This is a genomic window from Roseobacter phycocola (assembly GCF_042055075.2).
Lineage (GTDB): Bacteria > Pseudomonadota > Alphaproteobacteria > Rhodobacterales > Rhodobacteraceae > Roseobacter.
Map to the genome: position 1 here is coordinate 3294690 of NZ_CP194010.1, position 21273 is coordinate 3315962.

A 21273-nucleotide genomic window follows, 5' to 3' on the forward strand; every position below is an offset into this window, starting at 1 on the left:
GAACCTATTTCCCGGCGGCCGGCTTCTTCTGGCTTTAAATATCCCCGCCGGAGGCACTCATCTGCCCGGTATCGCCACACGGCCCGGGCGTCAGCATATGGCGTAACAGCGCCAGCGGATGCGCCCGGAGCGTCAGCCGCATCGACACATAATCCTCAACCACTTCCTCACCTACGGTCATCTCCGGCAACAGCGCCGCAGGCTCATCAATGGCCTCCCCTTCAATATCGCCCGCAAACAGCGGCAGTGGCGCGCCGGGCATCAATGCCTTGGCCTCCCACAGCGCATCGCGCCGCGACAGACCCAGACCGGCAAAGACATCTGCCTCCGCCAGACGCGCCACCATCGCGGGATGCAGACCTGCGCGCCGCCAGACATCCCGTACAGACTGATAGCCATTACCCCGCGCCGCGGTCAGCCAGCTGGCATCCTCCTCACCCAGCCCGCGGATCTGCCGGAAACCCAGGCGCAGCGCCAGACCGCCCTGACCGTCCGGCTCCATTGTATTGTCCCAGAAACTGGCATTCACACAGATGGGCCGAACCTCAACCCCGTGCTCGCGTGCATCCCGCACGATCTGCGCGGGCGCATAAAACCCCATCGGCTGCGCATTCAGCAACGCACAGGCAAAAACCCCCGGATGGTGGCATTTGATCCAGGCAGAGGCATAGACCAGCAGGGCAAAACTCGCCGCGTGACTCTCCGGAAACCCATAGGACCCGAACCCTTCGATCTGGGAAAAGCAGCGCTCAGCAAAATCCTCTTCGTACCCCTTACGCTTCATGCCGCGCAGGAACAGTGTCCGGAACTCGCTGACATTGCCATGTTTCTTGAAGGTCGCCAGCGAGCGGCGCAGCCGGTCCGCCTGATCGGGTGTGAATCCCGCCCCCACAATCGCAATCTGCATCGCCTGCTCCTGAAAGAGCGGCACACCCAGGGTCTTGCCCAGCACCTCACCCAGCTCGTCTGATGGGAAACTGACCGGCTCCTCCCCGTTGCGGCGCCGGATATAGGGATGCACCATATCGCCCTGGATGGGACCCGGCCGGATGATCGCCACCTCAATCACCAGATCGTAGAAATTGCGCGGCTTCATCCGTGGCAGAAAGTTCATCTGCGCGCGGCTCTCGACCTGGAAAACACCGATACTGTCCGCCCGGCAGAGCATGTCATAGACTTCCGGATCCTCGGGCGGCAGCGTCGCCAGCGTGTGGCTCACCCGGTGGTGCATCTGCAGCAGATCAAAGGCCTTGCGGATACAGGTCAGCATCCCAAGGCTCAGCACATCCACCTTCAGAATGCCCAGCGTCTCGATGTCATCCTTGTCCCAGCAGATGACGGTGCGCCCCTCCATCGTGGCATTCTCGACCGGCACCAGTTCATCAAGCCGCCCTTCGGTGATCACGAACCCGCCCACATGCTGACTGAGGTGCCGCGGAAAACCGTTGATCTCATAGACCAGCGCCAGGGTCTGCTGCAGTCGCCGGTCACCTGCATCCAGCCCGATCTCGGCCATGCGTTCAGCCTCGATACCTTTGGTCGAGAAAAAGCCCCAGAGCTGCGAGGAAAGCGCGGAAATTGTATCCTCCGTCAGCCCCATGGCGCGGCCCACCTCGCGGATCGCCCGTTTGCCCCGGTAATGCACCACCGTCGCACAAAGGCCCGCCCGGTGCCGCCCGTAGCGTTCATAGATGTGCTGGATCACCTCCTCGCGGCGCTCATGCTCGAAATCCACGTCGATGTCGGGGGGCTCATCCCGCGCCTCGGACACGAAACGCTCAAAGACCATCGTGCCGATCTCCGGACTGACCGAGGTGATGCCCATGCAGTAACACACCACCGAATTGGCCGCAGAACCCCGCCCCTGGCACAGGATATCCCGGCTGCGGGCAAAGGCGACAATATCCCGTACGGTCAGGAAATAGGGCTCGTACCGAAGTTTCGCGATGAGCGTCAGCTCATGTTCCAGCAACCGGTGCACCTTTTCCGGCGCACCGGAGGGGTATCGCCACTCAAGCCCCTCATAGGCCAGGCGCCGCAGCCTTTCCGCCGGTGTTTCATGCTCCGTCCCTTCGAGCGGGTATTCATAGCGCAGTTCGTCCAGGGAAAAATTCAGTCTCTGTGCAAGGGTGTCTGTACGATCCACCGCATCCTCAAACCCCCGGAACAGGCGCCGCATCTCTGCAGCGGAGCGCAGGCGCGACTCGCCGTTGGGCAGCGCGTCACGCCCCAGATCATCCACCCGGCGTTTCAGGCGGATGGCCGTGACCACATCCGCCAGCTTGCGGCGGGCCCCGTGATGCATCAGCGGTGCCGCACTGGCCAGGGTCGGCAGACCCAGACGGTTTGCCTCTGCTGTCAGGGCGGCAAAACGTTCCGCATCCCGCCCGTCATAGGATGGATGCAGGCCGATATTCAGTTTGCCGGCAAAGCGGCGCGCCAGCGTCTGCGCTGTTTGCACCCATCCGCCCGCGCCGCGTGGGACCCTCTGCGCCTCTGGCCACAGAATGAGCTGCAACCCCTCGCCCCGCTCCAGCAGATCGCTGAGCTGCAGATCGCAGGAACCTTTCTCCGCCCGCAACCGCCCGGCCGAAAGTATCCGGCAGAGCGTGCCCCAGCCTGCCCGGTTTTCCGGCAGGACGGTCACCGGACAGGCATCGGTGAACACGAGCCTTGCGGCCGGAATAAGCCGGGGGCAGACGTAAAGCGCCGGGCTGACGGCTGTCCCCTCTGGTGCGGGCGGGCCCGTCAGACCATGCCGGGCATCCCAGTCCTGGCGCTCCTGCACCTGACGGGCGATCTCGCGTGCCCGCGCATGGGCCCGCACGATGCCGGCCACCGAATTCTCATCTGCAACCGCCAGCGCCCCGATCCCCAGCGCCGCAGCACGGGAGACATATTCCTCGGGGTGGGATGCACCCTTCAGGAAGGAGAAATTGGATGTGATACTGAGTTCGGCAAACATAGTAGGACACCCTTATATTCACCTTTTGTTCTCATTTGGAGTCCTTTTGTGATTGCGCATCATCCGGGTCGTTTCCCAGCGGCTTCCTGCGTCATACAGGACGCAGAAAAAGGAGCCTGATATGCACAGATACACCGCAATAGAGACTGACACCGTCCGGAAATGGCAGGCAGGCGGGCCGGACGCCAACGGGCAGATACCCGAGCGGGCCATATCGGACGGCAAGGGCAATCCGTGCCGTCACTGCCTGCAGCAGATCCCCGAAGGCAAGGAGATGCTGATTCTCGCACACCGGCCCTTCCACACAGTCCAGCCCTATGCGGAAACCGGACCCATCTTTGTCTGTGCCACGCCCTGCACACAGGCCGACGGGAACCACATCCCGGAGATCCTTAAAACATCGCCGGATTATCTGGTCAAAGGGTATTCACCGGATGAACGCATCATCTATGGAACCGGCGAAATTATCCCTGCCGACCATATTGGCGACAAAGTCACCGCCCTCTTTCGGGACCCTGCCGTCGCCTTTGTGCATGTGCGCTCCGCCCGCAACAACTGCTACCAACTCCGCATCGACCGCCCATGATCCCGGAAAACTGCAGACAGGCTTGCCCCTGACACCTGCTTTGGTCATAACGGGACGCAAGCGACCCCGAGGAACCACCAATGACCCTGCAAGCGCCTGAAACAAAGATTGTCGACCGCTACCGCATCGCCTGTGACGGCGGCGAGGGCGCACTGGGGCATCCGCGTGTCTGGCTGCAAATCCCCAAAGACACCGGCTGGGTCGAATGTGGCTATTGCGACTGCAAATACATCCACAAAGACTTCGAAGGCAAAGTCTGAGACACGCCCTTATTCCGCCCCTTTTTGCGGGTATGCTCCGGAAAACCGGAGCTGAATCATGCAGATCGAACGACCTCAGGGCCCAACACCCTTTTCCCTGACCGCCGTCGCACTGGGCGGGATCGGCTTGTTCATCGCCCTCCTGGTGGTTTTTGCGGGCCCGTTTGCGCCACAACAGGACATCGGCACCGCCATTGGCGAGATCGCAGGCAATATGCGCGCAGCGGCCTGGCGTTCATTATTCGGCCTTGAACAACCCGAAGCAACCATCGTGCAGCGCGCCTGGGACATTGACCGCATTCTGATGGTTGCCGCACCCGCCGCGGGCGTGCTGGGCATCATCACAGCCGTGATTGCCTATGTCCGCAACGAACCCCGGCGCATCGCCGGTTACGGTCTGGCGATCAGTGTCTGTGCCGTATTTATCCAGGTCTTTCTCGCCGTGGTGATGATCATCGCTGGTGTCATGCTGCTGATCGGAATCATGCAGAATATGGATTCTATCTTCGGGTAACGGCCCGACAGCGCCAGCCCATTCTGGACTTCGCCGCGATGTCACGCCATGAAGGCAGACAACAGCGAGGGAGGCGGGCATGGCATTCGGAAAAGGGCATCATCTTCACCTGATCGACGGATCAGCGTTCATCTTCCGCGCCTATCACGCGCTGCCGCCCCTGACCCGGAAATCCGACGGTCTGCCCATCGGTGCCGTCTCGGGCTTCTGCAACATGCTGCACCGGTATGTCGAAGGAAACACCGGACCGGACGCGCCAACACATGTGGCGGTCATCTTTGACAAAGGCAGCCACACGTTCCGCAACGAGCTCTATGACCAGTACAAGGCCAATCGCGAGGCCATGCCCGAAGATCTGCGCCCGCAGATCCCTCTGACCCGTGAGGCGACCGAAGCCTTCAACATCGCCTGCAAGGAAAAAGAAGGCTTTGAGGCCGATGACATCATCGCCACTCTTGCCGTACAGGCCCGTGCAGCCGGTGGACGCTGCACGATCATCAGTTCCGACAAGGATCTCATGCAGCTGGTGGGCGGCGGCGTCGAAATGCTGGACGCGATGAAAAACCGACGCATTGACCGCGACGGCGTTTTTGAGAAGTTCGGCGTATTCCCTGAACGCGTGGTGGATGTGCAGGCTTTGGCCGGCGATTCCGTCGATAACGTGCCCGGCGCGCCAGGGATCGGCGTCAAAACAGCCGCTTTGCTGATCAATGAATACGGTGATCTCGACGCACTTCTGGAACGCGCGGGGGAAATCAAACAGCCCAAACGCCGACAGACGCTGATCGATCACGCGGAACAGATCCGCCTGTCGCGCAGCCTGGTGCTGCTCGACGAAAACACGCCGCTGGACTTCACGATCGATGATCTCGAAGTACGGGACCCGGACCCCGAAATGCTGATGCCGTTTCTGGCAAAGATGGAGTTCCGCACCCTCACCAAACGCATTGCCGATCAGCTGGGCGTCGAACCGCCGACCATTGAGGATACGCCCGCCACAGCACCCGATGCGCCGCAGATCGAGGAGGTTCCCTTTGACCCTGCGGGATATGAAAAGGTCGGCGATGCAGCTGCTTTGCAGACCTGGATCGACGAGATCTATGAACACGGCTGGGTTGCCGTGGATACCGAAACCACCGGCCTCGACGAAATGCGCGCCGATCTGGTCGGCATTTCGCTCTGCGTGAAACCGGGCCGCGCCTGCTATATCCCGCTGACGCACAAAGCGCATCGCGGTGATGATCTGTTCGGCTCGGACGATCTGGCCGAAGGGCAAATGCCCCTGAACGAAGCGCTCGAACTGCTGAAACCTGTTCTTGAGGATCCGTCAATCCTCAAGATCGGCCAGAACATGAAGTATGACGCGAAAATATTTGCCCGGAATGGTGTGACTGTCGCACCCATCGAAGACACCATGCTGATGTCCTATGCGATGCACGCCGGGCTCCACAATCATGGCATGGATGCGTTGTCGGAACGCTACCTCAACCACACGCCAATCCCCATAAAACCCCTGTTAGGCTCTGGTAAATCCGCAATTACCTTCGACAAGGTGCCGCTTGAGGATGCCGTGCCCTATGCGGCTGAGGATGCGGAAATCACACTGCGGCTCTGGCAGCACTTCAAACCGATGCTGCACCGCGCACAGGTCACGCGCGTCTACGAATCCATGGAACGCCCACTGGTGCCGGTGCTGGCCGGTATGGAACGCTCAGGCATCAAGGTGGACCGGGATACACTCTCACGCATGTCGAATGCGTTCAGCCAGAAGATGGCGGGCCTGGAGGACGAAATCTACGAACTGGCCGGGCGGAAATTCAACGTAGGCTCGCCCAAACAACTGGGCGAAATCCTGTTTGATGAAATGGGTATCGAAGGCGGCAAAAAGGGCAAGACCGGCGCCTGGGCCACCGGGGCCGATGTGCTCGAAGACCTGGCGACAATGCATGAGCTGCCCGCACGGGTGCTTGACTGGCGCCAGCTGAGCAAGCTGAAATCGACCTATACGGACGCCCTGCAGGAGCATATCAACGCGGAAACAGGCCGGGTTCATACCTCCTATTCCATTGCAGGCGCATCCACCGGCAGGCTCGCATCAACAGACCCTAACCTGCAGAATATCCCGATCCGAACCGAGGAAGGCCGCCGCATCCGCGAGGCCTTTGTCGCCGAAGAAGGCAGAACACTCGTCGCCCTCGACTACAGCCAGATTGAGCTGCGCATCCTCGCGCATATCGCGGATATTCCCGCGCTGAAACAGGCCTTTGCGGACGGTCAGGACATTCATGCGATGACCGCATCCGAGATGTTCGATGTGCCACTCGACGAAATGACCCCGGACATCCGCCGTCAGGCCAAAGCCATCAACTTTGGCGTCATCTACGGCATTTCCGGCTTTGGGCTTGCGCGCAATCTGCGCATCCCGCGTGCCGAAGCGCAGGAATTCATCAACCGCTATTTCGAACGTTTCCCCGGCATCCGGACTTACATGGATGACACCAAGGCATTTGCCAAAGAACACGGGTACGTAGAGACGCTTTTTGGCCGCCGCATCCACACGCCCGAGATCGCAGCCAAGGGGCCCCGTGCCGGGTTCGCCCAGCGCGCCGCGATCAATGCGCCGATCCAGGGCACGGCGGCGGATGTCATCCGGCGCGCCATGATCCGCATGCCGGCGGCTATCGAAAACCTGCCTGCCGCGATGCTGCTTCAGGTGCATGACGAACTGCTTTTCGAAGTGGATCAGGGGGCAGAGGACGCGCTGATTACCGCGGCCCGCGACGTGATGGAAAACGCCGCCGACCCGGTGGTGAAACTGGATGTGAAGCTGACAGTGGATGCGGGCACAGGCCCCAACTGGGCCGTCGCGCACTGATCAGCCCGCGAGGCCCTGCAGCCCTGTCAGGTCAGGGGCAGACTGCCCCGACAGTGGCCAGGCCGCGATGACGAGGCCCGTGTATCCGGCAGCGGCAACTGCAGCCCGCAACTCTGCGCTCAAACCGCCCGGATCCTGCGAAACAGTGACTGTTTTCAGCACATCCGCATGAGATTTCAGCGTCTGTTCCGCGCCACCAGGATCAGCGGGCAGGTCCAATGACAGACCGATCTGCGCCGCACCAACCTCGCGCACCACATCTGCTGCGGATTGGGTACTGTCCGGGAACGACCCCGGCTCGGCTTCTGAACCAATGGTCAGCGTTATGTTGGCGGGCAGATCCGCTGCAACAGCCGTCAGATTTTCTACCAGCGTGGCGCGCGCCGCATCACCCGCCGCGACCCCGCCCAGCACATGCAGATGCGTGACACGCAGCTCATGCGCATAGCGCAGCGCGCGCCGCATATCATACCGGAATCGCTGTGCGCTGGCGGGCACTGCTGCAAAACCACGGTCACCGCCGGTATAGTTTGGCGGCGGCACTGTAATCTGCACCAGCCCGAGGCCTGCCCGCAGCAGGGCAAGCTGGGTTTCGCGCGCCGGCATCTCATAGGGGAATGGCACAGCAACGCCCGAAAGGCCCGCCGCAGCGGCCGCCTCAACACGGTCAAGAAAAGGCAGATCGGCCCAGAGCCGGTCCAGGTTTGCCGCAAGCTGCATCGTCACCCCCTGTTGCGATGCGCACCAGAATAGAGACTGTTCTGAAAGGACCCAAGAGCCCGAAACCACAGCAGACAAGGTGAAAAACGACAGTGGCCCCGCTGCAACGGCCTAGGGCAGTTCGGCGCTCGGGATGATGCGGAAAAAGACCCCGCCTGACCACACACCGAACCAGTCGTCATGATGCGTGCCCAGATCCACCAGACGGTAAAAACTCTTACGGTCAATCAGCGCATCGAGACCCGCGCGTACATGCACATAAGGAGAAGGCTCGCCGGTCTCCTCATCCCGCACAACGCGGATTGGGTTTTCCGGTCCGGCCGTCATATGATCACCGACCTGCGTTTCAAACCGGAGGGACTGGTCCTCTGCGTTGCCGGATACCTCGAAATCCACCGCCACAAAGGGGGCATCATCCACCGTGATCCCGACCTTCTCCACCGGTGTGACAAGGAAATATTTACCATCTTCCTTTTTAAGAATCGATGAAAACAGCCTGACCAGACCGGGCCGCCCGATGGGCGTGCCCTGGTAAAACCAGGTGCCGTCGCGTGCAATCCGCATGTCCAGATCACCGCAGAAAGGCGGGTTCCACAGGTGCACAGGCGGCAATCCGCGTGATTTTACAGCAGCAACAGAGGCAGCAAGGCTTTCAGCCGAGGGGGTCACGGTTTTTTGTCCACTCATAGCTTTTGCCATTTCCCTTCGCCGCGATAGAGTTACATCAACCATATAACCCATCGGAGCACGTTGTCATGAGTGATGCAGAAGACATGGTCGCGCAGATTGAAGCGCTTGGCGAAAAACTGAATGCGGCCCGGGATTCCATCACCAAACGGTTCATCGGCCAGGAACGCGTTGTGGAACTGACCCTGACGGCGCTTCTGTGCGGTGGTCACGGTCTGCTGATCGGTCTGCCGGGCCTTGGCAAGACCCGCCTTGTGGAAACGCTCTCGACGGTGATGGGCCTGCATGGCAACCGCGTGCAGTTCACGCCCGACCTGATGCCGGCGGATATTTTGGGCTCCGAAGTGCTGGACACCGCCGCCGACGGGTCCCGGGCATTCCGCTTTATTCAGGGCCCGATTTTCTGTCAGCTGCTGATGGCGGACGAGATCAACCGCGCCAGCCCGCGTACGCAATCCGCACTGCTGCAGGCGATGCAGGAGAAAACAGTCACTGTTGCAGGTGAAAACCGGCCGCTTGGTGTGCCATTTCATGTGCTCGCCACGCAGAACCCGATCGAGCAGGAAGGCACCTATCCGCTGCCCGAGGCGCAGCTGGACCGTTTCCTTGTGCAGATCGATGTGGCCTATCCGGACCGTGCCACCGAACGCGACATCCTGCTGGCCACGACCGGTGATGTCGAAGAGGAGTCCACCGAGGTCTTTACCGCCGCCGAACTTCTGGCCGCACAGCAATTGCTGCGCCGGATGCCCGTCGGTGACAGCGTGGTCGAGATGATCCTCGATCTGGTGCGCGCCTTCCGCCCCGACGAGGAAAGCGCCAGCCAGCAGGTGCGCGACACCGTTGCCTGGGGCCCGGGGCCACGGGCGGCACAGGCGCTGATGCTGACCGTTCGGGCCCGCGCGCTGCTGCAGGGTCGCCTCGCCCCCTCGGCTGAGGATGTGCTCGACATGGCCCGCCCTGTGCTCAGCCACCGGATGGCGCTCAACTTCGCTGCCCGCGCCCGTGGTGACAGCCTGCAGGGTCTGATCGAAGCCACAGCGGCCGACCTTGCCGGAGCGAAGGCCGCCGCGTGAGCACAGCAACCGCCCTCCGCGCCCACGCCGAGACCGAAGCGGCGACGCTGCCCGCTTTGCTGGCGCGCGCCGAACATCTGGCCGGATCCGTCCTGCTGGGGGACCACGGCCGGCGCCGTGCGGGCATGGGCGATGATTTCTGGCAATACCGCCCGGCGCAGGCCGGCGACAGCCGCCGGCTGATCGACTACCGGCGTTCCGCCCGCGGCGACACGGAATTTGTACGTGAACGCGAATGGCAGATTGCACAATCGGTGATGTTCTGGGTCGACCAGGGCGCGTCCATGCGGTTTGCCAGTGACGATAAACTGCCCCAAAAAGCGGACCGCGCGCGGCTTCTGGGTCTTGCTACGGCCATCCTTCTCGTTCGCGGCGGCGAACGCGTTGGCCTGACCGGCACGCTGCTGCCGCCCCGCCGGGGCAACACACAGATACTGCGCCTGGCGGAGATGTTCGTGCAGGACGCGCAGGAGGACTACAGCCCGCCCGAGCACCGCGCGATGATCCCCTCCGCCCGTGCTGTCTTCATTTCTGATTTCATGGGCGATGTGTCCGAGGTGCGCCTGGCCCTCACCAAGGCCGCCGACCGGGGCGTGCGCGGCGTGCTGCTGCATGTACTCGACCCCTCGGAAGAAGCGTTCCCGTTTCGCGGCAGGACCATTTTTGAAAGCGTCGGCGGCAGCCTGAGCCATGAGACGCTCAAGGCAAGCGAGTTGCGCGACCGTTATCTTGACCGTCTGGCCCGCCGCAAGGCCGAGCTGTCTGATCTCTGCGCGCTGACCGGCTGGCAGTATGGCCAGCACCACACGGACAAAACAGCGCAATCCGCCCTGCTCTGGCTCTATCGGGCGCTGGATACGGGGGGCGTTCGATGACTGTTCTGGGCGGAATCGGCTTTACCACGCCCTGGTTGCTGCTGGCGCTGCTGGCACTGCCGATCCTGTGGCTTATCTTACGCGCGGTGCCCCCGGCGCCGATCCGGCGGCGTTTTCCGGGTGTGGCACTGCTGCTGGGGCTGAAGGATGACGAGAGCGTCAGTGACCGGACCCCCTGGTGGCTTTTACTGCTGCGCATCCTTGCCGTTGCCGCCGTCATCGTTGGTCTCGCCGGGCCGGTACTGAACCCCGAAGCCGAAGCGTCACGCGGCGACGGCCCGCTGCTGATCGTGCTGGACGGCAGCTGGGGCGGTGCAACGCGCTGGACCGAACAGGCCGAAGCCATCGAAGCCCAGCTGACACGCGCGGGCCGCGCAGGCAGAACCGTTGCGTTCCTCGACATGGCCAGCCCGGAACCCCCGGTTTTCCAGGCCGCCGATGCCTGGCGCAGCCGTCTGCCCGGGTTCCGCCCCGCCGCCTGGCAGCCTGACGCTGCACGCGCTGCACAGGTGGCGTCTATGGCCGGCGATCTTGATGCTTTTGACACCATGTGGTTCAGCGACGGGCTCGATTATCCCGGTCGCGCGGATGTGCTGGACGCCTTTCAGAGTGCCGGCGCTGTTGAGATTTACCAGACCGCGGCCAATGTGATTGCGCTGCGCCCCGCCGGTTTTGAGGACGGCGCGGTCCAGATCACCGCCCTGCGCGCAGCCCCGGGCCCGGAACGTGAGGTCGTGATACAGGCACAGGGCCGCGACCCGGCGGGGAATGCTTCAATCCTTGCAAGCGCCGGAGCCGTATTTGCAGCGGGCGAGACCGAAACCACCACGGCCCTGTCCCTGCCTGCCGAACTGCGCGCCCGCATCACGCGGTTTGACATCCAGGGCCAGCGGTCCGCCGGTGCCACAACGCTGGCAGATGATGCCCTGCGCCGCCGTGAAGTCGCGCTGATTGCCGGTCGTGAGAGCCGCGAAGGTCTGCAGCTGCTGTCGCCGCTGCACTATATCGAACAGGCGCTCGCACCGAATGCGGACCTGATCCGTGGCGCCATCAGCGATGTGCTGCCTGCTAATCCGGATGTGATCATCCTTGCGGATGTGGCCACCCTGTCGCCTGCCGAAACCGAAGACCTCGGAGCATGGATCGACGAAGGTGGTCTGCTTGTGCGCTTTGCCGGTCCCCGCGTGGCCGCCAGCGACATTTCCCGCATCGATGAAGACCCGATGATGCCCGTTCGTCTGCGCACCGGCGGCCGCACTGTGGGCGGCGCAATGAGCTGGGGGGAACCCAAGAGCCTCGCACCCTTCCGCGAGAATTCACCCTTTTTCGGTCTGCGCATTCCGGACGACGTTCAGATCACCAGCCAGGTCATGGCCCAGCCGGACCCGACGCTGGCCGAACGTGTGATCGCAGAGCTGACCGATGGCACACCGATGGTGACCCGAAAATCCCGCGAACAGGGCCAGATCGTGCTCTTTCACATCACCGCAACGGCGGACTGGTCAACCCTGCCGCTGTCGGGCCTCTTTGTTCAGATGCTGGAACGGCTGGCCGTGTCGTCCTCTGCCTCCGCACCGGATGCGACGCAACTGGAAGGCACCACATGGACGCCCGAGCAGGTGATGGACGGCTTTGGTGTTCTCAGCGATGCCGGAACGCTGCCCGGTGTGCCCGGGCCCGATCTGGTCAATGCACCTGCCGGTCCCGACATGCAGCCCGGCATCTACGCCGATGGCGACCGGCGTCTGGCCCGCAACGTGATCAGCGCGGAAACAACGCTCACCCCGGCCACCTGGCCTGCTGATATCCCGATCCGTGGTTTTGCCGTGCCGCCCGAACAACCGGTAGCGGGCTGGCTGCTGAGCCTGTCCATCCTGCTGCTGCTGGCGGATGTGGTGGCCTCCCTTGCGCTGTCCGGCCGCCTGCTGGGCAGGGTCAACAACAGCACTGCGGCCCTCGCATTGCTGGCGCTCCTTCTGCTGCCACCCGCCGGCGCTCAGGCGCAGGAAAACGACCCTGAAGCTGACGCCTTTGCGCTGAATGCCACTGCCGAAATGGTGCTGGCCTATGTCATGACAGGTGACAACCGGGTCGATGAACTCTCGCAGGCGGGTTTGACCGGCCTGTCCCAGACGCTCTATTTCCGTACCTCCGTCGAACCGGCTGACCCCGTTGGCGTTAATCTGGAAACCGACGAACTGGCTTTTTTCCCGATCCTGTACTGGCCGGTCACTCCCGACCAGCCGCGTCCGTCCTCAGAGGCCTATGCAAAACTCAACGCGTACCTGCGGTCCGGCGGTCTGATTCTTTTTGATACCCGCGATGCGGATATCGCCCGCTTTGGCGCCGCCTCTCCCAACGGGCGCAAGCTCCGGGATCTGGCGGCCCCGCTCGATATTCCACCGCTCGAACCACTGCCGACTGATCATGTGCTGACCCGCACGTTCTACCTGCTGCAGGACTTCCCCGGCCGTCACACCAGCCGCGAGGTCTGGGTCGAAGCCGCCCCGCCTGATGCAGAACAGATCGAGGGCATGCCGTTCCGAAACCTCAACGATGGCGTCACACCGGTGGTGATCGGCGGCAATGACTGGGCCGCCGCCTGGGCAGTGAACCGGAATGGTGCGCCCATGATCCCCGTGGGCCGCGGGTTCACCGGCGAGCGTCAGCGCGAACTGGCCTATAGGTTCGGCATTAACCTCATCATGCACGTGCTGACGGGCAACTATAAATCTGACCAGGTCCACGTACCTGCACTGCTCGACAGGCTCGGCCAGTGACGGGCACGATCATATTCGACCCGCTCGTCCCCTGGGCGATGGTCACAGTGGTCGCGGTCATCGCGCTGGCCTCTGTCGTGCTGGCAGGATTGCGCGGCCTGAACGGATGGCCACTGCGCGGACTTGCGGCTCTGGTGGTGCTGGGCGCGCTGATCAATCCTTCCTATCAGCAGGAAGACCGCGCGCCGCTCACCGATATTGTGGTGATGCTCGAAGATGACAGCGCCAGCCAGCAGTTGTCCGACCGCCCCGAACAGACGCTGACTGCCGCTGACGAACTGGCCGCGCGGATCAGCGCCCGTTCCAACACCGAAGTGCGTCGGGTGACCGTGTCCGATGGCGAAGGCGATGCGGGCACGCAGCTGATGACGGCGCTGTCCACAGCGCTTGCCGAAGAGCCCCGCGCCCGGATTGCCGGCGTGATCGCGCTCAGCGATGGACGTGTGCATGACGCCGATCTGCCCGTTAATCTGCCCGCGCCCATGCATCTGCTGCTGACGGGCGAGGAAACCGACTGGGACCGCCGCCTGTCGATCCGCAATGCACCTGCCTTTGCGATCATCGGTGAACCCGTCACGCTGACCCTGCGGGTCGAGGATATGGGAGCCGCCCCCGCCGGGGCAGTCGTCGCCCCGCTGCTGATCTCAGTCGATGGTGCAGAACCGCAGGAATTTCAGGTCCCGCTGGGCCAGGATATCGAACTGCCGGTGACACTTCCCCATGGCGGTCGCAACGTGATCGAATTCACCGTACCGACTGCGGAGGGCGAACTGACCGACCGCAACAACAAGGCGCTGATCCAGATGAACGGCGTGCGGGACCGCCTGCGCGTTCTGCTCGTCTCGGGCGAGCCGCATCCCGGTGGCCGCACATGGCGTAACCTGCTGAAATCAGACAGCTCTGTAGACCTCGTGCATTTCACGATCCTGCGCCCGCCCGAAAAGCAGGATGGCGTGCCGGTCAGCGAACTGTCCCTGATTGCCTTCCCCACGCGCGAACTGTTTCTGGAAAAGATTGACGACTTCGATCTGATCATTTTTGACCGGTACAAACGCCGCGGCATCCTGCCCTCGCTCTACCTCGATAACGTCGCCAACTACATCCGCGCCGGCGGTGCCGTCCTGGTCGCGGCGGGTCCGGACTTCGCCGGCGCCGACAGCATTTTCCGCTCACCGCTGGGCTCTGTTCTGCCCGGCGCGCCGACCGCCCGCGTTGTGGACCAGCCCTACCGGCCGACCGTTACCGAGCTTGGCGAGCGCCATCCGGTCAGCACCGGGTTGCCGGGCGGCGGCGACTGGGGCCGCTGGCTGCGTCAGGTCGAGATTGCCAATACCACCGGGCACACGGTGATGTCCGGCACAGGCGACCGGCCGCTTCTGGTCCTGGACCGGGTCGGCGCCGGGCGCGTGGCGCTGCTGGCCTCTGATCACGCCTGGCTCTGGAACCGCGGATATGAGGGCGGCGGCCCGCAGCTTGAACTGCTGCGCCGCCTCGCCCACTGGATGATGAAAGAACCCGAGCTGGAAGAAGAAGCGTTGACAGCACAGGCCACCGGTCAAACCATGCGCATTCAGCGCCGCACGCTGGGAGAAGAAGTCCCACCCCTGCGGCTGACCGATCCGTCCGGCAATGTCACCGAGCTGGAGCTGACAGAAAGCCGTCCGGGTGTCTTTGAAACGGTGTTTGAGGGCCCGGAAATCGGGCTCTACCGGCTGGAAAACGGGGATCAGATCGCGGTGATTGGTCTTGGCCCTGCCGCACCCCGCGAGTTCGAGCAGACAATCGCCACGGGTGAAATCCTGGCCCCCGTTGTGGCCGGGCTGCGGGGCGGTATCCTGCGGCTGGAAGACGGTCTGCCCCGGTTGCGCGACGTGCGCGAAGGCCGCCCTGCCGCCGGGCGCGGTTGGATCGGGCTGACACCGCGCGACGCCTATGAAACGCGCGACGTGCGGCAAACGACTCTGTTGCCGGGCTGGCTGGTGCTGCTGCTGACGGCGGCACTCATTACAACCGCATGGCTGCGTGAGGGCCGGCGCTGACCGCCTGAGGATGTATTTCGGGCAGAAACGACCGGAAAACGACCCACCCACTGCGCGCAGATTAAGCAGTTCTTCACGGTAAAGAATGTATCACCGGCTGGTCAGTTGAGACCAACCTGCGATTGTTTTTATGACCCTTGCCAACATCCTGGCAGAAGAGAGACGCCGGCGGCTGGCCGCGGAAAGGCTGCTTGAAGTCAAGCAGGCCGAACTCTTTGCGGCCAACCGCAAGCTGGGTCAGCACGCGCGTAACCTGACCGACCAGATTGTCGAAACACGCGCCGAGGTTGCGACAGTCCGCGACGAAAACAAACGTGTGAAATCCGACCTCAGCGCCGCGCAGGAAAAGATCCAGCGTGTTGAGCGCCGGCTCTGGCATTCGATTGAAGCCATCAAGGACGGCTTTGCGTTCTTTTCCCCCGACTTTGAAATGATCATGGCCAACCCATCCTATCTGGAGGTTTTCGACGGGCTGGAAGAGATCAAACCGGGGGTTAGTTACGTCACTATTCTGCAGATGCTGACCGACGAGGGGATCGTCAACACCGGCAGCATCCACCCCGCCGACTGGCGCCAGTACATGATCGAGCGGATCCAGTCGCCCGACCCCCAGCCCGAAGTGATCCAGTTGTGGAACGGCCAGTACATCCGCCTGCTGGACCAGCGCGGACCGGATGGTGACATCATCTCGCTCGGACTGAACATCACAGAATCGGTCGAATACGAAAAGAAACTCAAATCCGCCCGACAGAGCGCCGAAATCGCCAACCGCGCCAAATCGGCATTCCTCGCCAACATGAGCCACGAACTGCGCACGCCGATGAACGGCGTCGTGGGCATGGCAGACCTTCTGATGGAAGGCGATCTGGACGAGGAACAGGAACTGTATGTCGATACGATCAAACGTTCGGGCGAGGCGCTGCTGGTCATCATCAACGACGTGCTCGACTACTCCAAGATCGAAGCGGACCGGCTGGAGCTGCATCCCGAACCCTTCGATCTTGAAAAGGCGATCTACGACATTCTGACCCTGCTGCAGGCATCGGCACAGGACAAAGGCATCAGCCTTCTGATGGACTACGAACCCGGTCTGACCGGCGAACTTGTCGGCGACCCGGGCCGGATCCGTCAGGTGCTGACGAACCTGATCGGCAACGCCGTGAAATTCACCACCGAGGGACATGTGGTGGTCCGGGTCCGCGGCAAACCCGACGAGGCCGGCGAAACAGTGTGTCTGACGGTCAGCGTCTGCGACACCGGAATTGGCATTCCCGAGGACCAGATCGACCTCATCTTCGGCGAATTCAATCAGGTCGAAAATGAACGCAACCGGCAGTTTGACGGTACCGGCCTGGGCCTCGCGATCACGCAGCGGCTGGTGGCCATGATGGGGGGCCGCATCTGGGTGACCTCTGAGGAGGGCACGGGCTCCGAGTTCTGCTTTGAGGTTGATCTCAGCACGTCGGGGCCTGCGCTGCTGGAAGCGCCGGAAATGGCGGAATCACTGCGCCACGTGCTGCTCGTCGACGGCACCGGTGCCGAGCAGAACCACCTCTGCCTGCAGCTTGAACAACTGGGCCTGCGGGTCACGACATGCAATACCGCCCGGAATGCGATGAGCCGGCTGGATGACAGCGTGGATCTGGTGATGTGCGACCACGATCTGCCCGATCAGAACGGTCTGGCGCTGACCGCTGAGATGCGGAGCGCCGGGCACAGCGGCCCCGTCTATGTGATGTGCCGCAATATCGGGAACGCCCGCAAAAGCCCCGACAGAGACGCCGCCAGCAAGCTTGTCCAGCGTCCCTTTGTACGCCAGGACCTGCACACATGGCTGTCTGAGGAGTGTTTCAGCAAATTTGTTGTAGAGGAACCAGCACCCGCGCTGCCCTCTTTCCGGCACAGATCTGCACCGGCGCCTGCAGAAGAAACCGTTGAAGAGAAGGTGCCACCGGCTGCTCCCGCCCCCACAGCGCCTGCAACGGACCCGGTCGAAGCACCGGAACCCGAAGAAACCAACGCAGTCGCCGGAGCTGCGGCCGAGGCTCCCGAGGCTCCCGAGGCTCCCGAGGCTCCCGAGGCTCCCGAGGCTCCCGAGGCTCCAAGAAAAATGCGCATCCTCGCAGCCGAAGACAATAAAACGAACCGGCTTGTGTTCTCTAAAATGGTCAAGTCACTGGACATTGACCTGGAGTTTGCCTGCGACGGCGTTGAGGCGGTCGAAGGCTGGCAGAACTTCAATCCCGATATGATCTTTATGGACATCTCCATGCCGCGCCTCGACGGCAAACAGGCCGCGACCAAAATCCGCGAACTGGAAAAGGACGGCCAGCGCATCCCGATCGTGGCTCTGACGGCCCATGCCATGGCCGGTGATGAAAAGGAGATCCTGGCCGCCGGCCTCGATCACTACATGACCAAACCCCTGCGCAAAGCCGAGATCGTCTCGCGCATTCTGGCGCATTGCCCCAAGGGCGTGATCAGTCCGGTGCCCGAACCGGATCAGGAAGCCGGATAAGGCCGCACGAAAACCGGCTTGTCGTCCGATGAAAGATCGGGCCGATACCGGTAGCCGCCGGTGTCGAAATCCAGCAGGCCTTCAGGGTCCGTCAGCCGGTTAACGATCACATAGCGCGCCATGGCACCACGTGCCTTTTTGGCAAAGAAACTGACCATCTTCGGGCCTTTGCCGTCGTCTTTGTCTTCCATGAACGCCGGGGTAATCACCCGCAGCTTCAGCGCGCCGGGTGCGACGGCACCGAAATATTCCTGACTGGCGCAGTTCACCAGCACGCCCGTACTGACCGTTTCGGCCTGCGCATTCAGATGCCGCGACAGGGTATCACGCCAGTAATCATACAGGTTGCCCCCACGGCGCGTTTTCAGACGGCTGCCCATTTCCAGACGGTACGGCTGGATCGCATCCATCGGCCGCAGCACACCATAAAGACCGGACAGGATACGCAGGTGATCCTGCGCCCAGTCCAGCTCATCCGCGGACAGGCTGCCCGCCTCCAGCCCCTGATAGGTATCGCCGGCAAAAGCCATCACAGCAGGGCGCGTGACCTCCTGCTCCGGGTCGTCCTGAAAGGCACGGAAGCGATCCCGGTTGAGCCGCGCCAGATCGTCGCTCAGACCCATGAGTGACTTCAGCCCACCCAGCGTCAGGTTGCGCGCCGTTTTCGCCAGGCGCACCGCGTCCGGCTGAAACACCGGTTGCGTCATCTGCGCGGTCTGCGCGTCCCAGTCCAGTCGTTTTGCAGGCGAAATCACCACCAGCATCTGCGTCTCCTCAATCGGTCACCCCGGCTCTCCGGCGTGATCTAGCCCGCCTCCCGCAGGACGTCCAGAAATGCCGGGCCAAATCTTTCGGCGCGGCGCTCGCCCAGCAATTTCTGCAGCAAAACAGGGTCCGGCGCGTGCAGTTGCGCGACCTTCGCCAGCAGCGAAGCAGGACAACTCAGAGGCTTGTCCAGGCCACCTTCTCCGCGGGCAAGGCTGGCCTGCACTTCCAGCAGACGGTCATAGACCGACCCGGCGGACCGCCCCGCCAGCTTGCGCCTGGTCGGATGCATCTGTGGGGCTTCTCCGGCGATCACCTCCAGAAAGGCATCGCCATAACTGTCCAGCTTTTTGGCACCGACACCGCCGATGCCCGCCATCTCATCCAGCGTCTGCGGGCGCTTTTCGGCCATCTCGATCAGCGTCCGGTCGGTGAAAATGATATAGGCCGGGACCCGTGCGGCCTCGGCAATTGCACGGCGTTTTGCCTTCAGCGCAGACAACAGCGGCGCATCCTCTTCCGAAACCATGGCCTTAACCGCAGGACGCCGGGTGGCTTTCGCCGCCGCAATACTGTCGCGGCGCAGTGAGATGCTCGCCTGATCCCGCAGGATCGGCAGGGCTGCATCCGTCATCCGCAGGGCGCCGTGGCGTTCGGGGTCCGGCCGCACCAGATCATGCCCCATCATCTGCCGGAAAACTGCCTGCCACTGCCGCCGGTCATACTCCTGACCCACGGCGAAGGTCGGCAGGGCCTCGTGCCCGCGCTGACGGACCTTGTCGGTTTCATTCCCGATCAGAATATCGATCAGATGTCCCGCACCAAAGCTCTCGCCGGTGCGCAAAATGGCCGACAGCGCCTTGCGCACGGCAGTCGTACCGTCAAACACATCCGCTGGCGTATCACACAGATCACATCTGCCACAGGACACGTCCGTTTCACCGAAATACCGCAACAGTGTCTCACGCCGGCAGGACAGCGCCTCGGCGAGACCAAGCAACGCGTTGAGCCGTGCGTGATCCGCAGCGCGGCGCTCCGGCGGCGCAAGACCTTCGTCAATCTGGGACCGCCGCAGCCGGATATCCTCCGGCCCGAACAATGTCAGGGTTTCAGCCGGCGCGCCGTCGCGCCCCGCCCGTCCGATTTCCTGGTAATAAGCTTCGATCGATTTCGGCAGATCCGCATGCGCAACCCAGCGGATATCCGGTTTATCAACGCCCATCCCGAACGCGACCGTTGCCACCACGATCAGCCCGTCTTCCTGCTGGAACCGGCGCTCTGCAATCCGCCGGTCTTCCGCGTCCATGCCGCCATGGTAATGCAGCGCCGTGTGGCCCGCCTCGCGCAACCCCGTGGCCAGCCCTTCGGTCTTGGCACGGGTGCCGCAATAAACAATGCCGGATTGCCCGCGCCGGGCATCGGCAAAGTCCAGGATCTGGCGACGCGGGCTGTTCTTGGCCTGGAACGCCAGATGAATATTCGGTCGGTCAAACCCATGCAGAAACGCGCGGGGTGCGGCGCCATCAAAGAGTTTTTCAACGATTTCCTGGCGCGTTTCGGCATCGGCGGTGGCGGTAAAGGCGGCCAGCGGCACCCCCAGATCACGGCGCAGCGCACCGATGCGCAGGTAATCCGGGCGGAAATCGTGACCCCACTGGCTGACGCAATGCGCTTCATCCACGGCGATCATCGACACGCCCGCGCGCCGCAAAAGCCCCGCCGCACCACCCGAGGCCAGCCGTTCCGGTGCCATATAGAGCAGTTTCAGCGTTCCGGCATCCAGCGCTTCAAACACCGCATCGGTTTCCTCAGGCGTGTTTCCCGACGTCAGCGCCCCGGCGGAAACACCGGCCTCCTGCAGGGCGCGCACCTGATCACGCATCAGTGCAATCAGCGGTGAGATCACCACCGTCACACCATCCCGGATCAGGGCAGGCAGCTGAAAGCACAGGGATTTTCCCCCGCCCGTCGGCATGATCGCCAGCACGTTTTCGCCTGCGGAAACAGCCGTGACAATATCTTCCTGGCCCAGCCGGAAGCTGTCGAACCCAAAAACATCACGTAACAGCGTGGCAGCGCCTGTCATGAAAACCCTGTGAAATGATCTGCTCTTTTACGCAGACTCCCACACCGTGGATTCAGGGACAAGGCCTACCCGTCAGCGACCCGAAATAATCTTCGCAGGGACAGGTGGCTCAGATGAAGAGCGCGTAGTTGTTGACCAGCACAATCCGCAGGATGGCCACGATCAGCAGTACGGCCAGCGGCGCCAGGTCGATCCCGCCCATCTGCGGCAGCATCCGGCGCACAGGCCCATAAATCGGCTCCAGCAGGCGGTTCAGTCCATACCAGATCTGAGCCACCAGCTGTTGCTGCGTGTTCAGAACCTGGAAATTGATCAGCCAGCTCATGATGACGTGCGCGATGATAAAGAACCACACAACGTTCAGCAGAAGCATCAGAATTTCGAACAGCGATTGCATCAATGGCCCTTTCTTTGCGACGTTTCCCAGTTAAGCAGGCGACCGGCAAAGGGCAAGTCCCCGCCGCGCTGCAAAACCCGTGCTTGCGCCGCGCGCTTGTGCCTGTTTTAGCTTAAGATACCCTAAAGAG

At 62.5% G+C, this 21273-nt stretch carries 15 protein-coding genes; 9 read left to right on the forward strand and 6 right to left on the reverse strand.

Annotated elements, in window-relative coordinates:
• Positions 1-34 precede the first annotated feature (34 nt).
• Positions 35-2965, reverse strand: coding sequence for an error-prone DNA polymerase (locus AB4K19_RS16340; protein ID WP_436398326.1), 2931 nt, complete (start codon positions 2963-2965; stop codon positions 35-37).
• Between the two features lie 121 nt (positions 2966-3086).
• Between AB4K19_RS16340 and AB4K19_RS16345 the strand changes: the two genes are divergently transcribed.
• The 4 genes from AB4K19_RS16345 (at position 3087) to polA (ending at position 7200) form a co-directional block, all read left to right on the forward strand.
• Positions 3087-3551 (forward strand): DUF1203 domain-containing protein, encoded by a 465-nt coding sequence (locus tag AB4K19_RS16345; RefSeq protein WP_375229337.1) that lies wholly within the window; start codon positions 3087-3089, stop codon positions 3549-3551.
• A gap of 80 nt (positions 3552-3631) precedes the next feature.
• The gene (locus AB4K19_RS16350) at positions 3632-3811 is read left to right on the forward strand and encodes a zinc-finger domain-containing protein (RefSeq protein WP_375229338.1); all 180 of its coding nucleotides are present in this window, start codon (positions 3632-3634) and stop codon (positions 3809-3811) included.
• Positions 3812-3869: 58 nt separating this feature from the next.
• The gene (locus tag AB4K19_RS16355; RefSeq protein WP_436398327.1) at positions 3870-4325 is read left to right on the forward strand and encodes a hypothetical protein; all 456 of its coding nucleotides are present in this window, start codon (positions 3870-3872) and stop codon (positions 4323-4325) included.
• A gap of 79 nt (positions 4326-4404) precedes the next feature.
• Entirely contained in the window at positions 4405-7200 is a 2796-nt protein-coding gene (gene polA, locus AB4K19_RS16360) for a DNA polymerase I (protein ID WP_436398328.1), read from the forward strand.
• Here polA and AB4K19_RS16365 read toward each other — a convergent pair whose 3' ends face one another.
• The gene (locus AB4K19_RS16365; RefSeq protein WP_375229341.1) at positions 7201-7920 is read right to left on the reverse strand and encodes a TIM barrel protein; all 720 of its coding nucleotides are present in this window, start codon (positions 7918-7920) and stop codon (positions 7201-7203) included.
• 111 nt (positions 7921-8031) lie between these two features.
• On the reverse strand, positions 8032-8607 hold the full coding sequence (locus tag AB4K19_RS16370) for a DUF1285 domain-containing protein (RefSeq protein WP_375229342.1): 576 nt from the start codon (positions 8605-8607) through the stop codon (positions 8032-8034).
• A 68-nt stretch (positions 8608-8675) separates the two neighbouring features.
• On the opposite strand from AB4K19_RS16370, the gene AB4K19_RS16375 reads away from it, so the two are divergent.
• The 5 genes from AB4K19_RS16375 (at position 8676) to AB4K19_RS16395 (ending at position 17895) form a co-directional block, all read left to right on the forward strand.
• Positions 8676-9683: an AAA family ATPase gene (locus tag AB4K19_RS16375; RefSeq protein WP_375229343.1), complete on the forward strand. Its 1008-nt coding sequence runs from the start codon at positions 8676-8678 to the stop codon at positions 9681-9683.
• Positions 9680-10558, forward strand: a complete 879-nt coding sequence (locus AB4K19_RS16380) for a DUF58 domain-containing protein (RefSeq protein ID WP_375229344.1) — start codon at positions 9680-9682, stop codon at positions 10556-10558. Before AB4K19_RS16375 ends, AB4K19_RS16380 begins: the two co-directional genes overlap by 4 nt.
• Entirely contained in the window at positions 10555-13338 is a 2784-nt protein-coding gene (locus tag AB4K19_RS16385; protein WP_436398330.1) for a DUF4159 domain-containing protein, read from the forward strand. Before AB4K19_RS16380 ends, AB4K19_RS16385 begins: the two co-directional genes overlap by 4 nt.
• On the forward strand, positions 13335-15377 hold the full coding sequence (locus AB4K19_RS16390) for a hypothetical protein (protein ID WP_375229345.1): 2043 nt from the start codon (positions 13335-13337) through the stop codon (positions 15375-15377). Before AB4K19_RS16385 ends, AB4K19_RS16390 begins: the two co-directional genes overlap by 4 nt.
• A gap of 130 nt (positions 15378-15507) precedes the next feature.
• Complete coding sequence (locus AB4K19_RS16395) at positions 15508-17895, forward strand: response regulator (RefSeq protein ID WP_375229346.1); 2388 nt, start codon at positions 15508-15510, stop codon at positions 17893-17895.
• On the opposite strand, the gene yaaA is transcribed toward AB4K19_RS16395, so the two are convergent.
• From yaaA to AB4K19_RS16410, 3 genes are all read right to left on the reverse strand, one after another.
• Positions 17880-18659 (reverse strand): peroxide stress protein YaaA, encoded by a 780-nt coding sequence (gene yaaA / locus AB4K19_RS16400; protein WP_375229347.1) that lies wholly within the window; start codon positions 18657-18659, stop codon positions 17880-17882. The two genes, AB4K19_RS16395 and yaaA, sit on opposite strands and share 16 nt — an antisense overlap.
• Before the next feature lie 41 nt (positions 18660-18700).
• A complete protein-coding gene (recQ, locus tag AB4K19_RS16405) occupies positions 18701-20746 on the reverse strand; it encodes a DNA helicase RecQ (RefSeq protein WP_375229348.1) in 2046 nt (681 codons plus the stop codon).
• Between the two features lie 109 nt (positions 20747-20855).
• Positions 20856-21143 carry a YggT family protein gene (locus AB4K19_RS16410; protein ID WP_298840551.1) on the reverse strand — a complete coding sequence of 96 codons (288 nt, stop codon included), beginning with the start codon at positions 21141-21143 and terminating at the stop codon, positions 20856-20858.
• Positions 21144-21273: the final 130 nt, after the last annotated feature.

Excerpts from the sequence above, each read along its gene's own strand:
- AB4K19_RS16340 (WP_436398326.1), bottom strand. The coding sequence starts at position 2,965 with ATGTTTGCCGAACTCAGTATCACATCCAATTTCTCCTTCCTGAAGGGT.
- AB4K19_RS16345 (WP_375229337.1), top strand. The coding sequence starts at position 3,087 with ATGCACAGATACACCGCAATAGAGACTGACACCGTCCGGAAATGGCAG.
- AB4K19_RS16350 (WP_375229338.1), top strand. The coding sequence starts at position 3,632 with ATGACCCTGCAAGCGCCTGAAACAAAGATTGTCGACCGCTACCGCATC.
- AB4K19_RS16355 (WP_436398327.1), top strand. The coding sequence starts at position 3,870 with ATGCAGATCGAACGACCTCAGGGCCCAACACCCTTTTCCCTGACCGCC.
- polA (WP_436398328.1), top strand. The coding sequence starts at position 4,405 with ATGGCATTCGGAAAAGGGCATCATCTTCACCTGATCGACGGATCAGCG.
- AB4K19_RS16365 (WP_375229341.1), bottom strand. The coding sequence starts at position 7,920 with ATGCAGCTTGCGGCAAACCTGGACCGGCTCTGGGCCGATCTGCCTTTT.
- AB4K19_RS16370 (WP_375229342.1), bottom strand. The coding sequence starts at position 8,607 with ATGAGTGGACAAAAAACCGTGACCCCCTCGGCTGAAAGCCTTGCTGCC.
- AB4K19_RS16375 (WP_375229343.1), top strand. The coding sequence starts at position 8,676 with ATGAGTGATGCAGAAGACATGGTCGCGCAGATTGAAGCGCTTGGCGAA.
- AB4K19_RS16385 (WP_436398330.1), top strand. The coding sequence starts at position 10,555 with ATGACTGTTCTGGGCGGAATCGGCTTTACCACGCCCTGGTTGCTGCTG.
- AB4K19_RS16395 (WP_375229346.1), top strand. The coding sequence starts at position 15,508 with ATGACCCTTGCCAACATCCTGGCAGAAGAGAGACGCCGGCGGCTGGCC.
- yaaA (WP_375229347.1), bottom strand. The coding sequence starts at position 18,659 with ATGCTGGTGGTGATTTCGCCTGCAAAACGACTGGACTGGGACGCGCAG.
- recQ (WP_375229348.1), bottom strand. The coding sequence starts at position 20,746 with ATGACAGGCGCTGCCACGCTGTTACGTGATGTTTTTGGGTTCGACAGC.
- AB4K19_RS16410 (WP_298840551.1), bottom strand. The coding sequence starts at position 21,143 with ATGCAATCGCTGTTCGAAATTCTGATGCTTCTGCTGAACGTTGTGTGG.